This window comes from Janthinobacterium aestuarii, from assembly GCF_051380835.1.
Lineage (GTDB): Bacteria > Pseudomonadota > Gammaproteobacteria > Burkholderiales > Burkholderiaceae_D > Janthinobacterium > Janthinobacterium aestuarii.
The window spans coordinates 1,294,540-1,312,308 of record NZ_JBNYXU010000001.1 but is presented as its reverse complement, the minus strand read 5'-3'; the positions used below and the strand labels follow the sequence as shown (position 1 = coordinate 1,312,308).

Genomic DNA, 17,769 nt, shown 5'->3' with positions numbered 1-17,769 from the left:
GGTCTTCTATTTAAGGCAACTTGCTGGTGGCGACATGCTGCAGCAGGTCAGCAACCGAAGTTTGCATCGTGTCGGTGAACGGGGCTGGATACAGACCCATCACGAGCACGGCGATGGCCAGTACAGCAAGCATGAAGAATTCACGTTTGTTGATGTCGGTCAGTTCGGCCACATGCTTGTTCTTGATCTTGCCGAACACCACGCGCTTGGCCATCCACAGCGAGTACGCCGCGCCCCAGATCAGTGCCGTTGCAGCCAGCAGACCGATCCAGAAGTTGAATTTCACCGCGCCCAGGATCACCATAAACTCGCCGACGAAGCCGGACGTCGCTGGCAAGCCGCAGTTGGCCATCGAGAACAGCACGAAGAAGGCGGCAAATTTCGGCATGCGGTTCACGACGCCGCCGTAGTCGGCGATGTTGCGGGTATGCATGCGGTCATACAGCACGCCGATGCACAGGAACATCGCGCCGGAGATGAAGCCGTGCGACACCATCTGCACGATACCGCCCTGCACCGAGATGTCGTTGAACATGAAGAAGCCCAGGGTAACGAAGCCCATGTGCGCGATCGACGAATAGGCGACCAGTTTTTTCATGTCGGTTTGCACCAAGGCAACCAGACCGATGTAGATAACGGCGATCAGCGACAAGGCGATCATGAAGCCCGACAGGTAGTGGCTGGCGTCCGGCGTGATCGGCAGCGAGAAACGCAGGAAGCCGTAGGCGCCCAGTTTCAGCATGATGGCGGCCAGCACGGCGGAACCGCCCGTAGGCGCTTCCACGTGGACGTCCGGCAACCACGTATGGACGGGGAACATCGGCACCTTGACGGCAAACGCCATCAGGAAGGCCAGGAAGATGAAGATCTGTTCGTTCATCGTCAGCTTGAACGCGTGCCAGGCCAGGATGTCGAAGGTGCCCGACACATTGCGCAGGTAGATGATGGCAACCAGGGTCAACAGCGAACCGAAGAAGGTGTACAGGAAGAACTTGAACGACGCATACACGCGGTTCGAACCGCCCCAGATACCGATGATGATGAACATCGGGATCAGGGTTGCTTCAAAGAAGAAGTAGAACAGCAAGCCGTCCAGCGCGCAGAACACGCCGATCATCAGGCCCGACAGGATCAGGAAGGAGCCCATGTACTGGGCGATGCGCTTCTCGATCACTTGCCAAGCCGAAATGACGACGATGACCGTGATGAAGGCCGTCAGTGGCACGAACCACAGCGACAGGCCGTCGATACCCAGCGAGTACCAGATATTGAAGGTTTCAATCCACGGTGCTTTTTCGACGAATTGCATGCCGTGTGCGGCGTTGTCGAAATGCTGGATCAGCGGCAAGGTGCACAGCATGCTGAGCACGGCGCCAGCCAGCGACAGCCAGCGGGTAAAGCCCGCTTTGCTGTCACGGCCGAGAGCCAGGATCAGGACGCCGCAAATGATCGGCACCCAGATCGACAGACTCAGGTAAGGAGGTAATGTAGAAATCGTAGACTGCATCATGGTTCTCAGTATTCTTTTATCAGGTCAGCTTACTTAGCGGGCCAGAATGGCAGGAAATAGATCAGGAAGCCCAGCACGCCCAGGATCATCACGAATGCATAGTGATAGATGTAGCCGGTCTGCAGCACTCGCGACAGCGAGGACAGCCAGGCGACGACCTTGGCGCTACCATTGACGACGAAACCGTCGATCAGCTTCTTGTCACCGAAGTTCCACAGGCCATTACCCAGCAAGCGGGCACCGCCGGCGAACACGACTTCATTGAACTTGTCCATGTAGTACTTGTTGTCCAGCAGGGTGTGGATCGCGTGGAACTTGGCAAAGAACCAGGCCGGTACACGCGGGTTGACCATGTAGCAGTAGTAGGCTGCCACCACGCCGGACAATGCCAGCCAGAACGGTGCCGTCGACAGGCCGTGGATCGCCATCGCCATTGCGCCGTGGAATTCATGCGACAACTCTTCCATTGCTGGATGGTTTTCGCCAACGAAGATCACGCCCTTGAAGAAATCGCCATGCAGCATCGGGCCGATCGTCAGGTAACCGATGATCAGCGAAGGAATCGCCAGCATCACCAGCGGGAACCAGACGACGAATGGGGACTCGTGCGGCTTCTGGCCAGGCTCCAGGCCGTGGTGCGCGTGGTCGTCTTCGGAATCGTCATGCGATTCCTCGTCATGGTGGTCGTCATGCGCGTGGGCATCGTGCTTGGCCGCAGGCGCGTGATGGTCGTCATGGCCGTGCGCATGCGCCTGGCCGAAACGCTCCTTGCCGTGGAAGACGAGGAAATACATGCGGAACGAGTAGAAGGCGGTGACGAACACGCCAGCCAGCACGGCGAACTGGGCAAAGCCAGCGCCCCAGATGTGCGTCGCTTCGACGGCTTCGATGATGCTATCTTTCGAGTAGAAACCGGAGAACAGCGGCGTACCGATCAGGGCCAGCGAACCGATCAGCGATGTGATCCACGTGATCGGCATGTATTTGCGCAGGCCGCCCATGTTGCGGATGTCCTGATCGTGGTGCATGCCGATGATGACGGAACCGGCGCCCAGGAACAGCAGTGCCTTGAAGAATGCGTGCGTCATCAGGTGGAACACGGCCACCGAGTACGCGGACGAACCGAGCGCCACGGTCATGTAGCCGAGCTGCGACAGGGTCGAGTAAGCGACGACGCGCTTGATGTCGTTCTGGATGATGCCCAGGAAGCCCATGAACAGCGCCGTGATGGAGCCGATCACCAGGATGAAGGACAGTGCCGTGTCGGACAGTTCGAACAGCGGCGACATGCGCGAAACCATAAAGATACCGGCCGTCACCATCGTCGCGGCGTGGATCAGTGCCGAGATCGGGGTAGGACCTTCCATCGAGTCAGGCAGCCACACGTGCAGCGGGAACTGCGCCGACTTGCCCATCGCGCCGATGAACAGGCAGATGCAGGCAACGGTCAGCAGCGCCCAGTCGGTGCCTGGCAAGCTCAACAGCGCCAGTTCGTCTTTCTTGGCGAACACTTCCTGGTAGTTCATGGTGCCGGCGTAGGCCAGCAGCAGGCCGATGCCGAGGATGAAGCCGAAGTCGCCCACGCGGTTGACGAGGAAAGCCTTCATGTTGGCCACGATGGCCGTCGGACGCTGGTACCAGAAACCGATCAGCAGGTAAGAGACCAGGCCCACGGCTTCCCAACCGAAGAACAGTTGCAGGAAGTTGTTGGCCATGACCAGCATCAGCATCGAGAACGTGAACAGCGAGATGTAGGCGAAGAAGCGGTTGTAGCCTTCGTCGTCCTTCATGTAGCCGATCGTGTAGATGTGCACCATCAGGGAGACGAAGGTGACCACGCACATCATCATCGCCGACAGCGAATCGATCTGGAAGCCCACTTCCATCTTCAGGGTGCCGATCGTCATCCAGTTATAGATCGTGCCATTGAATGTCGCGCCATCCATCACTGCCAGCAGTGTCTGCACGGACAGGATGAACGCAATCAGTACGCCCAGGATCGTCGCGGTATGCGACGTCTTGCGTCCGACCAAATTACCCAGGAACTGGGTGCCAAGCAAGCCTGCAATCGCGGCACCGGCCAGCGGCGCCAGCGGTACGGCAAGAAGGAGGTTAGGGTTGAGGAGTTGCCCCGCCATGATGAACCTTAATCGTTATTATTCGAGAGATCGAGTCTGAAAAACATCAGCCTTTGAGGCTGTCCAGGTCTTCGACGTTGATGGTATCCAGATTACGGAACATCACCACCAGAATAGCCAGACCGATAGCCGACTCAGCGGCGGCAACCGTCAGGATGAAGAAAACGAAGATCTGACCGGCCGCGTCGCCCATGAAATGGGAGAACGCGATGAAATTCATATTCACCGCCAGCAGCATCAATTCGATTGCCATCAGCAATACGATGATGTTCTTGCGGTTCAGGAAAATACCGACGATCGAGATTGCGAACAAGATCGCGCCCAGGACCAGAAAATGTGTGAGCGATAATGTCATGGTGCCTCCTTAACTTCCGGCTCGGCCGCAGGACGCTCGACAACCGCGTCCATCTTGATGATCTTCAGACGGTCGTTGCGCTTGACGCGCACGGCATCGCCTGGAGCAAAGTGCTTGGTGTCCTTGCGTTTGCGCAGGGTCAGCGCGACCGCGGCAACGATGGCCACCAGCAGCACGACGGCGGCGATCTCGAAGGCGAACACATATTCCGTGTAGATCAGCAGGCCCAGTTCCTTGGTGCCGCCCAGGTTGACGTTGACCGGCGCGATGCTAGGCGCAAAGTTGCGGAAACCGTGCCACAGGACGGCAGCCATTTCCAGCACGATGATCACGCCCACCGTCACCGACAAAGGCAGGTAGCCCCAGAAGCCTTCGCGCATGCGGTCGATATTGATATCGAGCATCATGACCACGAAGAGGAACAGCACCATCACGGCGCCGACATACACCAATACCAGCACGATGGCCAGGAATTCAGCTTGCAGCAGCATCCAGATGCCCGCTGCGGAAAAGAAGGACAGTACCAGGAACAGTACTGCGTGGACCGGATTACGGGCCGTGATGACGCGCGTCGCTGCCAGAATCAAGATCAGCGCGAAGGCGTAAAACAAAATTGTTTTAAAGTCCATAAAAAACCCAATAGACGTACAGATGAACGAGGGGCGCGCCGCAGCCTCTCGGCTGCGGCGCATCCATCAGCGATAAGGTGCGTCGGCGGCGCGCGCAGCGGCAATGTCATTTTCATAACGATCACCCACGGCCAGCAACATCTCTTTCGTGTAATACAAATCCCCGCGTTTCTCGCCGTGGTATTCCAGGATTTGCGTCTCGACGATCGAATCGACCGGGCAGGACTCTTCGCAGAAACCGCAGAAGATGCACTTGGTCAAGTCAATATCGTAACGCGTGGTGCGGCGCGAGCCGTCGTCACGCTGTTCCGATTCGATCGTGATGGCCATCGCCGGGCAAACCGCTTCGCACAGTTTGCAGGCGATGCAACGTTCCTCGCCGTTCGGGTAGCGGCGCAGCGCGTGCAAGCCACGGAAACGCGGCGAGATCGGTGTCTTCTCTTCCGGGAATTGCACCGTGATCTTGCGCGAAAACATGTACTTGCCTGTCAACGCCATGCCCTTGATCAGCTCGCCTAACAAGAGGCTGCTGAAGAAATCTTTTACCTTATCCATTCGTATGCACTCTCTTACTTCCAAATATTCCAGGATGTCTGCATCCAGGCAGCGACGAAGACCAGGTAGACCAGCGTCAACGGGATAAACACTTTCCAGCCGAGGCGCATGATCTGGTCATAACGGTAGCGTGGGAAAGTACCGCGCACCCAGATGAACACCGACACGATGAAGAAGGTCTTGGCGAACAGCCAGAAGAAGCCGCCGAAACCACCCCAGAACTCGAGGAAGGCAAATGGTGCGGACCAGCCACCGAGGAACATGATCGAAGCCAGCGCGCCGATCAGGATCATGTTGGCGTATTCGGCCAGCATGAACATGGCGTAGGCCATGCCCGAGTACTCGACCATATGGCCGGCAACGATTTCCGATTCGCCTTCGACGACGTCGAACGGGTGACGGTTGGCTTCAGCCAGGCCCGACACCAGGTAGATGACGAACATCGGCAGCAGCGGCAGCCAGTTCCACGACATGAAGTTCACGCCCTTGTCGGCGAAGTAGCCGATTTGCTGGCCGCCGACGATGTCGATGAAGTTCAGGCTGCCCGAGACCATCAGCACGATGACCATCACGAAGCCCATCGGGATTTCATACGAAATCATCTGCGCCGAAGCGCGCATGGCGCCCATGAACGAGTACTTCGAGTTCGAGGCCCAGCCGGCGATGATGATGCCGTAGACTTCCATCGAGGTAATCGCCAGCAGCATCAGCAAACCCGCGTTGACGTTGGCCAGCACGGCTTGCGGACCGAACGGCACGACCGACCAGGCGGCCAGGGCCGGCATGATGGTCATGATCGGACCGATCACGAACAGGCCCTTGGCGGCCTTGGACGGGATGATGATCTCTTTGAACAGGAGCTTCAGCGCATCGGCGATCGGCTGCAGCAAGCCCAGTGGACCGACGCGGTTCGGGCCGACGCGGATCTGGATCCAGCCGATCAGCTTGCGTTCCCACAAGGTCAGGTAAGCAACCAGGCCCATCAGCGGCAACAGCACGCACAGGATCTTGATCAGGGTCCAGAAGAACGGCCACGAGCCGCCCAGCAAATCCTGGCCGCCGCTGTTGATGACGTTTACAAATTCAGGCAGAGCCATCAGATTTTCCCCTCTGCTGTTTCAACTGTGATGTCACCGAACATGCCGCCCAGTCCAGCCGTCGAGGCATGCGCCGCCGACACTTTGACCACATTGGCTGGCAGGCCGGCGTGAATTGCCGCCACCAGGATGGCGCTGCCGGAGCCTTGCGCCACTTTGACCTTGTCGCCCGCCTTGATGCCCAGCTTGCCAGCCAGTTCGGCGGACAGGTGCGCTTGCGGCGCGGCGCCATCGACCGTGCGTTGCAGCGGTTCGGAGCGGCGTACCAGCGCGTCGGCGAAGTAGATCGGCACGTCGGCGATGCGTTGCAGCGCTGGCGAAGCCGGTGCATACGTTGCCGCTTCCGGTGCGTTCTTGGCGATGTTGTTCAGCTGTGCCGACAGGTCGGTCACGCCGGCGCCAAACGCTTCGTCGCGGATCGCTTCGGAGGTGTCGTAGTCGAAACCGGCCAGGCCCAGGATGTTGCCCAGGACGCGCAGCACTTTCCAGGCTGGACGGGTTTCCGCCAGCGGTTTGACGGTGCCGTTAAAGCTTTGCGCGCGGCCTTCGCAGTTCACGAAGGTACCCGAGGTTTCGGCGAACGGCGAGATCGGCAGCAAGACATCGGCGTACTCCATGCCGTGCTTGAAGGCGGACATGGCCACGACCATGTCGGCGCCATCCAGGGCGGCGCGGGCCGCTTGCGGATTGGCGGCATCGAATTCCGGCTCGGCGTGCAGCAGCACGTAGGCTTTTTTCGGTACGGCAAACGCTGCTTGCACATTGGCGCGCGGCTTGGCGACCAGGTGCGCGCCAACCGTGTTGGCCGCTTCCGTCAGGTAACCGAGCTTGGCGCCCGTCTGTTCGGCGATCCATTGCGCGGCAGCATGCAGTTGCGACGCTTGCGGGTGTTGCGTTGCCGCGTTACCCAGCAGCACGGCGCCGTTGTCGCCAGCCATCAGGCTGGCGGCGATGGCCACTGCCACGTCCGAAGCGGCGACCGCTTCAAAACCGGCTGGCGCGGCGATTTCTTTGGCTTTCGCAACAGCGACGACCACTTCCGACAAGGCCGCCAGCCAATCGCTAGGTGCGACGATCATCTTGTTGGCGATGGTGATCAGTTGATCATCGTCGGAGGCGTGCAGGATCGACAGCTTGGCGCCGCCCTTGACGGACGCGCGCAAACGCGTGGCCAGCAATGGGTGATCCTTGCGCAGGAACGAGCCGATGACGAAGGCGCGCTTGATCTGGCCAAATTCGCTGATCGGCATGCCCAGCCATGGCTTGACGCCAGCGTCGAGCGCGAAGTCGGTCTGGCGCAGGCGGAAGTCGACGTTCTCGGAACCGAGACCGTTGGCCACTTTTTGCAGCAGGACCAGCTCTTCGACGGTCGAATGCGGCGTTGCCAGCGCGGCGATGGCGTCGGCGCCATGTTCGTGCTTGATGTTTTTCAGGCCGTGCGCCACGTATTCCAGCGCGGTTTGCCAATCGACTTCTTTCCACTCGTTGCCTTGTTTCAGCATCGGGGTCGTCAGGCGTTCGGCGCTGTCCAGCGCTTCGTACGAGAAACGGTCCTTGTCCGAGATCCAGCACTCGTTGACAGCTTCGTTTTCCAGCGGCAATACGCGCTTGACCTTGCCAGCTTTCACTTGCACGATCAGGTTCGAACCGAGGCCATCATGCGGGCTGACCGATTTGCGGCGCGACAGTTCCCACGTACGGGCGCTGTAACGGAACGGCTTCGAGGTCAGTGCGCCGACCGGGCACAGGTCGATCATGTTGCCCGACAGTTCAGAGTCGACCGACTGGCCGACAAACGACACGATTTCCGAGTGTTCGCCGCGGCCGATCATGCCCAGCTCCATCACGCCGGCCACTTCCTGGCCAAAGCGTACGCAGCGGGTGCACTGGATGCAGCGCGACATTTCCTGCATGGAAACCAGCGGGCCGGCTTCCTTCGGCGTGACGACGCGCTTGTCTTCCTTGTAGCGTGATTCGCTCTTGCCGTAGCCCACTGCCAAGTCTTGCAACTGGCATTCGCCGCCCTGATCGCAGATCGGGCAATCGAGCGGGTGGTTAATCAGCAAGAATTCCATGACCGACTTTTGCGCCTGCACAGCTTTATCGCTGGCGGAGCGCACGATCATGCCGGCACTGACCGGGGTCGCACAAGCGGGCAAAGGCTTGGGCGCCTTTTCCACTTCGACCAGGCACATGCGGCAGTTCGCTGCGATCGACAATTTCTTGTGATAGCAGAAGTGCGGAATGTAGGTTCCCAATTTGTTGGCGGCGTCCATCACCATGCTACCAGCAGGGACTTCGACTTTTTTGCCGTCTATTTCGATTTCAACCATGGTGATCGTTACCTGACGCAGCTTAGATATATGCGGGCACTAAGCAATGCTTGTGCTCGATATGATATTCAAATTCTTCACGGAAATTCTTAATGAAGGCCCGTACCGGCATGGCAGCCGCATCGCCCAGCGCGCAAATGGTGCGGCCCTGGATGTTGTCGGCGATCGAGTTGAGCATGTCCAGGTCGTCTGGACGACCCTGCCCCTGCTCGATGCGGTGCACCATGCGGTACATCCAGCCTGTGCCTTCACGGCAAGGCGTACACTGGCCGCACGATTCTTCAAAGTAGAAGTAGGACAGGCGTTCCAGCGCCTTTACCATGCAGCGTGTTTCGTCCATCACGATGACGGCGCCCGAACCCAGCATCGAACCAGCTTTCGCGATCGAGTCGTAGTCCAAGTCGGTCTGCATCATGATGTCGCCGCGGATCACCGGAGCGGACGAACCGCCAGGGATCACGGCCTTGATCTTTTTCCCACCGCGCATGCCGCCTGCCAGTTCCAGCAGGGTCGCAAACGGGGTGCCGAGCGGCACTTCATAGTTGCCCGGTTTTTCCACGTCGCCCGAGATCGAGAAGATCTTCGAACCGCCATTGTTCGGCTTGCCCATCGCCAGGTATTTCTCTGGACCGATGTTCAGCACGAATGGCACGGCCGCGAAGGTTTCCGTGTTGTTGATCGTCGTCGGCTTGCCGTACAGGCCAAACGAGGCAGGGAAAGGCGGCTTGAAGCGCGGCTGGCCTTTCTTGCCTTCCAGCGATTCGAGCAGGGCCGTTTCTTCGCCGCAGATGTAGGCGCCATAACCATGGTGCGCATGCAACTGGAACGAGAACTCGCTGCCCATGATCTTGTCGCCCAGGAAGCCGGCGGCGCGCGCCTCTTCCAGCGCTTCTTCGAAACGCAGGTATTCCTGGAAGATTTCACCGTGGATATAGTTGTAGCCGACGGTGATGCCCATCGCATAAGCGCCAATGGCCATGCCTTCGATCAGGGCATGGGGATTGTAACGAATGATGTCGCGGTCCTTGAAAGTGCCCGGTTCGCCTTCATCTGTATTGCAGACGAGGTATTTCTGGCCCGGGAACTGGCGCGGCATGAAGCTCCACTTCAAGCCGGTAGGGAAACCCGCGCCGCCACGGCCGCGCAAGGACGACGCCTTGAGGTCGGCGATGATCTGTTCCGGCGTGATGTTCTCTTCCAGGATACGCCGCAGGGCCGAATAGCCGCCGCGGTTCACATAATCTTGCAAATGCCAGTTCTTGCCATCCAGATCCTTCAGGATCAATGGATCGATATGGCGGTTGTGGAGTGACGTCATTTCTTGAGTTCCTCCAGCATGGCGTCGATCTTCTCGTTCGACATCCAGCTGCACATGGTTTTATTACTGACCAGCAAGACAGGCGCATCGCCGCAAGCACCCATGCACTCGCCTTCAACCAGGGTGAACTGGCCGTCTGCGGTGGTTTCGCGGAAATCGATACCCAGTTTCTGCTTCAGGTAGTCTGCAGCGCGCACGCCGCCCGACAGGGCGCATGGCAGGTTGGTGCACACGGTGATCTTGTGCTTGCCCACGGGTTTCACGTTGTACATATTGTAGAACGTGGCCACTTCCTGCACGGCAATCGCCGGCATGCCGATGTAATCGGCCAGTTCCTTCATGGTTTCCGGCGCCAGCCAGCCCAGTTCATCCTGGGCATGGGCCAGCGCGGCCATGACGGCCGACTGACGCTGGTCGGCCGGGTACTTGGCCAGCTCGCGGTCAATTTTCTTATAGCATTGTTCTGATAACAACATACTTTTTGCCTCTTAGCGGTCAATACTGCCGAACACGATATCTTGCGTCCCGATGATGGTCACGGCGTCGGCAAGCATGTGCCCACGCGCCATTTCGTCGAGCGACTGCAAGTGGGCGTAGTCTGGCGCGCGCAGTTTCATGCGGTACGGCTTGTTGGCGCCATCGGACACCAGGTACACGCCGAACTCGCCCTTCGGGTGCTCCACGGCGCTGTAGGCCTCGCCTGGCGGCACGTGGAAACCTTCCGTAAACAGCTTGAAGTGGTGAATCAAGGACTCCATGTTGGTCTTCATGTCGACACGGCCCGGAGGCGCCACCTTGCGGTTGCTGGTCATGACAGGGCCTTCATTGTTGCGCAGCCACTCCACGCATTGCTTGATGATGCGGTTCGACTGGCGCAACTCTTCCACGCGGACCAGGTAGCGGTCATAGCAATCGCCATTGGTGCCGATAGGAATGTCGAAATCCATCAGGTCGTACACTTCGTACGGCTGTTTCTTGCGCAAGTCCCACTGCACGCCCGAGCCGCGCAGCATCGCGCCCGTAAAGCCCATGGCCAGCGCATCTTCCGGCGAGACCACGCCGATGCCGACGGTACGCTGTTTCCAGATACGGTTGTCGGTCAGCAGGGTTTCGTACTCATCCACCGAGTTCGGGAAACGGCGCGCGAAGTCTTCGATGAAGTCCAGCAGCGAGCCCTGGCGGTTTTCGTTCAGCTTGCCGATCGCCTTGGCGTTGCGGATGATCGAGGCCTTGTGCTGCGGCATCGCGTCCGGCAGGTCGCGGTACACGCCGCCCGGACGGTAGTAGGCCGCGTGCATGCGCGCGCCCGAGACTGCCTCGTAGGCGTCGAACAAGTCTTCGCGGTCGCGGAAGCAATACAGGAACGGGCCCATGGCGCCAACGTCCAGCGCGTGGGTGCCGAGCCACATCAGGTGATTCAGGATACGCGTCATCTCGTCGAACATGACGCGGATGTATTGCGCGCGCAGCGGCACTTCCAGGCCCAGCATCTTTTCGATGGCCATCACATACGCGTGTTCATTGCACATCATCGACACATAGTCGAGACGGTCCATGTACGGCACGGATTGCAGGTAGGTCTTTTGTTCGGCCAGCTTTTCGGTGGCGCGGTGCAGCAGGCCGATATGCGGGTCGGCGCGCTGAATGACTTCGCCATCCATCTCCAGCACCAGGCGCAGCACACCGTGCGCGGCCGGATGCTGTGGCCCAAAGTTCAGGGTGTAGTTCTTAATCTCAGCCATTATTTCATCCCGTAATGTTCTTCGCGGATCACGCGCGGCACGTTTTCCCGCGGCTCGATCGTCACGGGCTGGTAAATCACGCGCTTTTGTTCCGGATCGTAACGCATCTCGACATAGCCGGAGACGGGGAAATCCTTGCGGAACGGATGGCCGATGAAACCGTAGTCGGTCAGCAGGCGGCGCAAATCGTTGTGGCCTTCGAAGAGGATGCCCAGCAAATCGAACGCTTCGCGCTCGTACCAGTTGACGGCGCGCCAGATACCGACCACGGAGGGCAGCAGCGGCATGTCGTCGTCCGGCGCGAACACGCGCACGCGCACGCGCCAGTTGTGCTTGACCGACAGCAAGTGCGAGACGGCCGCGAAACGCAGGCCATCCCAGCTACCGTCGCCATAGGTCGAGTAGTCGACGCCGCACAGGTCGAGCAATTGCTCGAAATGCAGGGTCGGATCGTCGCGCAAGGTCTGCATCACGGCCAGGTAGTCCTCGGCCTTGACGAGCAGGGTGACTTCGCCCAGCGCAACCGTCGTGCTAACGCGATCGCCCAGGGCAGTGCCGAGGGCGTTTTGCAATACTTCTAAATGTGTTGTCATAATCTGAAGCGGCCCCGTTAGCGTGCGATCGTGCTGGTACGCTTGATCTTGTTCTGCAACTGCATGATGCCGTACAGCAAGGCTTCAGCGGTCGGAGGACAGCCAGGCACATACACGTCGACGGGCACGATGCGGTCGCAACCGCGCACCACGGAATAGGAATAATGGTAGTACCCGCCGCCATTGGCGCAGGAACCCATCGAGATGACCCAGCGTGGCTCTGCCATCTGGTCGTAGACCTTGCGCAGGGCCGGCGCCATCTTGTTGCACAGGGTGCCGGCAACGATCATGACGTCGGACTGACGCGGCGACGGACGAAACACGACGCCGAAACGGTCCATATCGTAGCGGGCTGCGCCCACATGCATCATTTCGACCGCACAGCAGGCCAGACCGAACGTCATCGGGAACATAGACCCGGTGCGCGCCCAGTTGATCAGCTTGTCGGCCGAGGTGGTGATGAAACCTTCGCTTAATACGCCTTCAATAGCCATGGCTTATTCCCAGTCAAGGGCACCTTTCTTCCAAATGTACCAAAATCCGACCACGAATTCAGCGATGAACACCATCATCGTGACGAAACCGGCCCAGCCCAGGTCGCGCATTGCAACGCCCCATGGGAAAAAGAATGCCGTTTCCAGATCGAACAAAATAAACAGGATTGCGACCAGATAGTAGCGCACATCAAATTTCATGCGCGCGTCTTCGAATGCTTCAAAACCACATTCGTACGGGGAGAGTTTTGCTGCGTCAGGCTTGTTAGGACCTAACAGGCGCCCCAGGAGCTGGGGAGCGATACCGACACCAAGGCCGATAATAATGAACAGCAGGACGGGGAAGTAATTTTCGAGGTTCACGATTGATGAGCTTATATTGAACGATCGGTTAAATGAGGACACTGCGATCATTTGCAGCGTATCTAACGCACGACCCCAATCAAAGCTAAGACCAGGATCGAACGACACATCCTCGTAAAAAAAGCCAGCAACTTTGTACGAGCCATGGCTCGTGCGCCGTTGCTGGCTTCTGATTTCTGGTGCCGACGACGAGACTCGAACTCGTACAGCTTTCGCCACTACCCCCTCAAGATAGCGTGTCTACCAATTTCACCACGTCGGCGGTAAGGCCCGTATTCTACTCTGCTTTGCCGCTAAAGTTAATGCACAAATGCATCAAAACACAGATAAAAACGATAAATTTTTACATCTTCCAGCGCGTCACGATTTTTTCCTGCCGCACTGCTGAAACATTGAGCAATAATCTGCCCGTAATGAGAATTACTCTCGATGAGGTATCGAGCTCATACAAAAATTACTTCGGAATCGCGCCTGCCGGGGTGCTGGCAACCGGTGCCGCCGCCGCTGGAGCGCTGGCAGCCGGAGCTGCCGCAGGCACCGTCGTCGGGATCGCGCCCGCGCCGGTGACCGGCACTGGCTTGACGACTTTATCCATCACGCCGCCGCCGACCGTCGTGGCGCGCTGATTGGCCATCAGCGACAGGGCCAGGGTGGCGCCGAAGAAGATCGCGGCGGCGACGCCCGTCGATTTCGACATGAAGTTAGACGAACCCGTCGCACCGAACAGGCTGCCCGAGGCGCCCGAACCGAAGGCGGCGCCCATGTCGGCGCCCTTACCGTGCTGCAACAACACCAGCGCGATAATCGACAATGCCGAAATAACCTGTACTACCACTACCAGATTGAACATCATGTTCATTGCAATTCCATTCTTAGTTTAAATTAATTCAATCAGCGGCGTGAATAATTGCCAGGAAATCCGCCGCCTTCAATGCTGCTCCACCGATCAGACCGCCATCGATATCCGGCATCGCCATCAATTCTTTTGCGTTCTCCGGCTTCATGCTGCCGCCGTACAGGATCTGCACGCCGGCCGCTGCCACCGCATTCTTTGCCGCCAGCTGGCCGCGCAACACCTGATGCACGTCCTGCGCCATTTGCGGCGTGGCCGTCTTGCCCGTGCCGATGGCCCAGACTGGCTCATAGGCCAGTACCAGTTTCGCCACGTCGTCGGCGGAAATCGCCGCCAGCACGGCGCCCAGCTGCTGCGCCACGACAGCGTCGGTCTGGCCCGCTTCGCGCTGCGCCAGCGTTTCGCCGATGCAGACGATGGGCGTGATGCCCGCCGCCAGCGCCACAACCGTCTTGGCCGCCACTTGCGCATCGCTCTCGCCATGGTAGGCGCGGCGCTCGGAATGCCCGATCACCACATAGCCGCAGCCGAAATCCTGCAGCATGGCGGTCGAGACTTCTCCCGTGTAGGCGCCACTGGCATGCGCGGACACATCCTGCGCACCCCAGCCGAGAGCCGTGCCTGCCAATTGCGCCTGGCACTGCGCCAGATACGGCGCCGGCACACAGACGGCGCTGGCGGCGCCAGAGGCAGCCAGGCCAGCAACTATTTGAGACAATAACACCGCGTTCGAGGTGCGACTGCCGTTCATTTTCCAATTTCCGACGACGAGTTTGCGACGCATAGTAGCCTAAATTCTAATAACCCGTCATTCTAACTCCGGCACTGATGCCGGTCAAACAGGCAGTGCCCCGTTTCAAGCAACTTGCAACATGATCTTGCCCACGTGCGTGCTCGCTTCCATCAAGGCATGCGCCTCGCTGGCTTTTTCCAAGGGGAAAGTTTTATAGATCACGGGCTTGATCTTGCCCGCCTCGATCAGCGGCCAGACGGCCGTGCGCAGATGGTTCGCGATGGCCGCCTTGAAGGCGATGGAACGGGGACGCAAGGTGGAACCCGTCACCGTCAGGCGACGGCGCAGCAAGCTACCCAGGTCCAGTTCCGCCCTGGTGCCGCCCTGCACGGCGATCAGGCCGATGCGGCCATCGTCTGCCAGGCAATCGATTTCGCGCGGCAGGTAGTCGCCGCCGACCATATCGAGGATGACGTCGACGCCCTTGCCTCCGGTCAATTCCTTGACGACGGCGACGAAATCTTCCGTGCGGTAATTGATGCCCCGTTCGGCGCCCAGCGCTTCGCAGGCGCGCGCCTTCTCGTCGCTGCCTGCCGTGGCGAACACGCGGTGGCCCAGCGCGGCCGCCAATTGAATGGCCGTCACGCCAATGCCGGACGTGCCGCCCTGCACCAATAACGTTTCGCCGTCGGCCAGCGCGCAGCGGTCGAAGACATTGCTCCAGACGGTAAAGAAGTTTTCCGGCAGGGACGCGCCTTCCAGCGCAGTCAAGCCGTGCGGCAAGGGCAGGCACTGGCCGGCGGGTGCGGCGCAGTACTCGGCATAGCCGCCGCCCTGCACCAGCGCGCAGACGAGGTCGCCCTTCTTGAATGCGGTATTGGTGAAATCGCCATCGACGACTTCGCCCGCCACTTCCAGGCCCGGCAAATCGGACGCGCCGGCTGGCGGCGCGTACTTGCCCAGGCGTTGCAGCACGTCGGGACGGTTGATGCCGGCCGCGTGCACCTTGATCAGCAGTTCGCCCGCTTTATATTGCGGCATGGGACGTTCCGCAATCTGCAAAACGTCGGCGGGACCTGGCTGGCTGATGGCAACTGCACGCATGGCGGGACTCTTTCAAGGGAAAACGGCGATTGTACGCCAAGCCGTCCACCCTTGCAGCGAGGGCCCTGCCTATGCGCCGCCCGTCTTCGACTGGCGCGGCAGCGGCGTGCCCGGCTTCCATTTCGCCGACAGGGCCTGCCCTTCCTCGACTTGCTCATGCGTCATCTTGCGCACCACGGCGGCGCGCTGGTCGGCCGCATTCGCGTTGCCATTCGCGGCCGCCAAATTCCACAGCATGTAAGCGATGACGTTATCCTGCGGCACGCCACCCATGTGGTAGCGGTACATCAGGCCCAGCACCTGCTGCGCCTCCGCGTGGTTCTGCTCGGCCGCCTTGCGGAACCAGCTGACGGCCTGCTTGTGATCCTGCAGCACGGCGTTGCCCGTGTAATACATGGCACCCACCACATACTGGGCGTCGGCCTTACCCTGGTCGGCTGCCTTGCGGTGCCAGAACATGGCTTGCTTGTAATCCTGCGGCAAGCCGCGTCCCATGTAATACATCAAGCCCAGCAAATGCTGGGCATCGGCGCTGCCGGTCTTGGCCAGCGGCAGGATTTCCTTGTAGGCCAGCGCGTAATTCTTGTTGTTGTAGGCGCTGGCGCCTTCGGCGAAGCCAGCCCGCGCGGGTAGCTGTATCGTCAACAGCATGAGTAATGTAATGATCAGTTTTTTCATCGGAATGGGATGTGGTCTGACTACTTGTTCTTGTCCTGCCAAAGGCCTGCGACAGGATGCTTTTACTTCCAGCTGACTTTGCCCAGGCCCTCGACGCTGACATCGCGGTTGGCCGGCTTGCCGTACACCACCACCGAACCGAGTCCGCTCAGATTCAGCTTGGCATTCGTATGGGCATTCACCGTGGCATTGCCCAGGCCGCTCAATTCCAGGTTGACGGCATCGGCTTCGAACTGCTGCGCATTCAGGCTGCCCAGGCCGCCCAGGCTCGCTTGCAGGATACGTCCGCGTCCACCCAGCATCACCGAGCCCGCGCCCTGCAGGTCCAGTTCCGCCCGCTCATTGTTGCCTATCCATATCTGCATGCTGCCCACGCCGCCCAGGCTGGCATTGAGCTTGCGGTAATCGCCCACCAGCTTGATGCTGCCCGCCCCTTCCAGCGACAGGGTCAGTTCCTCGCCCTTGAAACCCGTGATGTCGGTGCTGCCAAAGCCTTCCGAGCTCAGTTCGCGTAAGTTCGGCAGGACCAGGTCGGCGCGGATCGACGACGGGCCGATCTTGAAGCCGCGCACTTCCGTTTCGATGTGCAGGGTGTCGCCGCTTTGCGCCGTGCTGACATCGGCGATGTAGCGCTTGTCGGCCGTGATGCTCAGCGAAGCCACGTTGCCCTGGCGAATGCGCACTTCCATCACGCCATCGAGCTTGACGCGCACCACGCGGGCGTCGACGTTGCGCATTTCCAGCAAACGGGTCTCGGCGGCCACGCCGCGCACCAGGCCCAATGTCGCCAGGAACAGCAGCGCCAATTGCAGTATCTTTTTCATGTAGTGCATCCTCGGTATCTTGTTTTTATGTGTCGCGGCACCCTCGTGGGGCTTGCGCGCATTGCCATTGACCAACACTGTATCAGCGCCGAAAACGGCTGACAATCAATCAGGCGAAACGGGCTTTTTCGGCAGCGCTCAGGCGCTTGGCCTTGACGACCACCACTTGCATGGCAGCCTTGTTCGCTGGCGCGGCCAGAGTGGCCGTGGAACTGGCCACTTGCAGGGCCGGGGCGGCCGGGGCGATGGCGTAGCAGCTGGCGCCAAGCAGGATGGCGGCGGCAACGGCAATGACTTCCATGTTTTTAGCGACGTTCATGTTGTTCTCCTCGGGTGTCTGGCAGTGGGCTTGCGGTATGGTGTCACTATAGCCATACCGCCCCCGGCAGACACGCCGATTGCGACGAACTGCATTTTTGGCAGGCTGGCCTGACAAAAACGCGGATGAAC

Annotated in this window: 19 protein-coding genes and 1 tRNA gene; all 20 read right to left on the bottom strand. The window is 59.6% G+C overall.

All coding sequences use genetic code 11. The features are described from left to right. Nucleotides 1–10 precede the first annotated feature (10 nt). Entirely contained in the window at nt 11–1,510 is a 1,500-nt protein-coding gene (locus ACQ4WO_RS05925; RefSeq protein ID WP_230540380.1) for an NADH-quinone oxidoreductase subunit M, read from the bottom strand. Nucleotides 1,511–1,539: 29 nt separating this feature from the next. Next, nucleotides 1,540–3,648 carry an NADH-quinone oxidoreductase subunit L gene (gene nuoL / locus ACQ4WO_RS05920; RefSeq protein WP_436480575.1) on the bottom strand — a complete coding sequence of 703 codons (2,109 nt, stop codon included), beginning with the start codon at nt 3,646–3,648 and terminating at the stop codon, nt 1,540–1,542. A 46-nt stretch (nt 3,649–3,694) separates the two neighbouring features. Next, the gene (nuoK, locus tag ACQ4WO_RS05915; RefSeq protein WP_010399724.1) at nt 3,695–4,003 is read right to left on the bottom strand and encodes an NADH-quinone oxidoreductase subunit NuoK; all 309 of its coding nucleotides are present in this window, start codon (nt 4,001–4,003) and stop codon (nt 3,695–3,697) included. After that, complete coding sequence (locus ACQ4WO_RS05910; protein WP_034749981.1) at nt 4,000–4,632, bottom strand: NADH-quinone oxidoreductase subunit J; 633 nt, start codon at nt 4,630–4,632, stop codon at nt 4,000–4,002. Before ACQ4WO_RS05910 ends, nuoK begins: the two co-directional genes overlap by 4 nt. 66 nt (nt 4,633–4,698) lie before the next feature. Further along, on the bottom strand, nt 4,699–5,187 hold the full coding sequence (gene nuoI, locus ACQ4WO_RS05905; RefSeq protein ID WP_010399726.1) for an NADH-quinone oxidoreductase subunit NuoI: 489 nt from the start codon (nt 5,185–5,187) through the stop codon (nt 4,699–4,701). Between the two features lie 14 nt (nt 5,188–5,201). After that, entirely contained in the window at nt 5,202–6,284 is a 1,083-nt protein-coding gene (gene nuoH / locus ACQ4WO_RS05900) for an NADH-quinone oxidoreductase subunit NuoH (protein ID WP_139089907.1), read from the bottom strand. Further along, nucleotides 6,284–8,617 carry an NADH-quinone oxidoreductase subunit NuoG gene (gene nuoG, locus ACQ4WO_RS05895; protein WP_436480574.1) on the bottom strand — a complete coding sequence of 778 codons (2,334 nt, stop codon included), beginning with the start codon at nt 8,615–8,617 and terminating at the stop codon, nt 6,284–6,286. The genes nuoH and nuoG overlap by 1 nt, the downstream gene beginning before the upstream one ends. 22 nt (nt 8,618–8,639) lie before the next feature. Then, nucleotides 8,640–9,935, bottom strand: a complete 1,296-nt coding sequence (gene nuoF, locus ACQ4WO_RS05890) for an NADH-quinone oxidoreductase subunit NuoF (protein WP_436480573.1) — start codon at nt 9,933–9,935, stop codon at nt 8,640–8,642. Then, entirely contained in the window at nt 9,932–10,411 is a 480-nt protein-coding gene (gene nuoE, locus ACQ4WO_RS05885) for an NADH-quinone oxidoreductase subunit NuoE (protein WP_034749989.1), read from the bottom strand. The genes nuoF and nuoE overlap by 4 nt, the downstream gene beginning before the upstream one ends. Nucleotides 10,412–10,423: 12 nt before the next feature. Continuing rightward, a complete protein-coding gene (locus ACQ4WO_RS05880) occupies nt 10,424–11,677 on the bottom strand; it encodes an NADH-quinone oxidoreductase subunit D (protein WP_034749992.1) in 1,254 nt (417 codons plus the stop codon). Then, nucleotides 11,677–12,270 carry an NADH-quinone oxidoreductase subunit C gene (locus tag ACQ4WO_RS05875; protein ID WP_436480572.1) on the bottom strand — a complete coding sequence of 198 codons (594 nt, stop codon included), beginning with the start codon at nt 12,268–12,270 and terminating at the stop codon, nt 11,677–11,679. The genes ACQ4WO_RS05880 and ACQ4WO_RS05875 overlap by 1 nt, the downstream gene beginning before the upstream one ends. A gap of 17 nt (nt 12,271–12,287) precedes the next feature. Beyond that, nucleotides 12,288–12,764, bottom strand: coding sequence for a NuoB/complex I 20 kDa subunit family protein (locus ACQ4WO_RS05870; RefSeq protein WP_010399733.1), 477 nt, complete (start codon nt 12,762–12,764; stop codon nt 12,288–12,290). Nucleotides 12,765–12,767: 3 nt separating this feature from the next. Further along, nucleotides 12,768–13,127 carry an NADH-quinone oxidoreductase subunit A gene (locus ACQ4WO_RS05865; protein WP_010399734.1) on the bottom strand — a complete coding sequence of 120 codons (360 nt, stop codon included), beginning with the start codon at nt 13,125–13,127 and terminating at the stop codon, nt 12,768–12,770. Nucleotides 13,128–13,304: 177 nt separating this feature from the next. Then, nucleotides 13,305–13,389 (bottom strand) — tRNA-Leu (locus ACQ4WO_RS05860). Between the two features lie 192 nt (nt 13,390–13,581). Continuing rightward, a complete protein-coding gene (secG, locus tag ACQ4WO_RS05855; RefSeq protein WP_034749996.1) occupies nt 13,582–13,986 on the bottom strand; it encodes a preprotein translocase subunit SecG in 405 nt (134 codons plus the stop codon). Nucleotides 13,987–14,014: 28 nt separating this feature from the next. After that, nucleotides 14,015–14,764, bottom strand: coding sequence for a triose-phosphate isomerase (gene tpiA / locus ACQ4WO_RS05850; RefSeq protein ID WP_436480571.1), 750 nt, complete (start codon nt 14,762–14,764; stop codon nt 14,015–14,017). Between the two features lie 72 nt (nt 14,765–14,836). Beyond that, nucleotides 14,837–15,817 (bottom strand): NAD(P)H-quinone oxidoreductase, encoded by a 981-nt coding sequence (locus ACQ4WO_RS05845; RefSeq protein ID WP_436480570.1) that lies wholly within the window; start codon nt 15,815–15,817, stop codon nt 14,837–14,839. Nucleotides 15,818–15,886: 69 nt separating this feature from the next. Next, nucleotides 15,887–16,495 (bottom strand): tetratricopeptide repeat protein, encoded by a 609-nt coding sequence (locus ACQ4WO_RS05840; RefSeq protein ID WP_128142476.1) that lies wholly within the window; start codon nt 16,493–16,495, stop codon nt 15,887–15,889. Nucleotides 16,496–16,557: 62 nt separating this feature from the next. Then, the gene (locus ACQ4WO_RS05835) at nt 16,558–17,319 is read right to left on the bottom strand and encodes a GIN domain-containing protein (protein ID WP_128142475.1); all 762 of its coding nucleotides are present in this window, start codon (nt 17,317–17,319) and stop codon (nt 16,558–16,560) included. Nucleotides 17,320–17,428: 109 nt separating this feature from the next. Further along, nucleotides 17,429–17,638, bottom strand: coding sequence for a hypothetical protein (locus ACQ4WO_RS05830; protein WP_128142474.1), 210 nt, complete (start codon nt 17,636–17,638; stop codon nt 17,429–17,431). Between the last annotated feature and the right edge of the window lie 131 nt (nt 17,639–17,769).